Below are 349 nucleotides of genomic sequence, written 5' to 3'. Positions count from 1 at the left end.
CCCGGGGCGCGGCTCGACCTGAGTGGCCAGCCTGATCGGGCTGGGAGGCTGAGGCCAAACGTGGCACGTCTGCCGCGGCAGGCGGCGATAGGGGGAGGCCCTCCGCTCGCCCGCCGCAATGCCCGGCCCCGAGGCCGGGAGCAGTTCAGACTTAGTACGATCCGAACTTGTAGTTCAGGCCTGCGCGGACGACGGCGAACTCGTCGCTGCGGCGTCCGATGCCGCTGTAGACGACGGGGAAGTTATTGGCGGCGTTGATGACGAACGCGCCCTGGTTGCGGGTGTTGCGGTCGAGGTTGACGTAGAGGCCTTCGACCTTGAGCGTGACGGCGCTGGAGCGGAAGAAGTT

General features: G+C 67.6%; 1 pseudogene. It reads right to left on the bottom strand.

The window, feature by feature from the left end:
- Window positions 1-151: 151 nt before the first annotated feature.
- Window positions 152-349, bottom strand: a pseudogene (locus Q8W67_RS25150) (porin family protein); the annotation flags it as partial.

Origin of the sequence: Methylobacterium sp. NEAU K (assembly GCF_030700285.1) — a bacterium.
GTDB lineage: Bacteria > Pseudomonadota > Alphaproteobacteria > Rhizobiales > Beijerinckiaceae > Methylobacterium.
The sequence above is the reverse complement of the archived record's forward strand: the minus strand, read 5'-3'. Positions and strand labels throughout refer to the sequence as shown.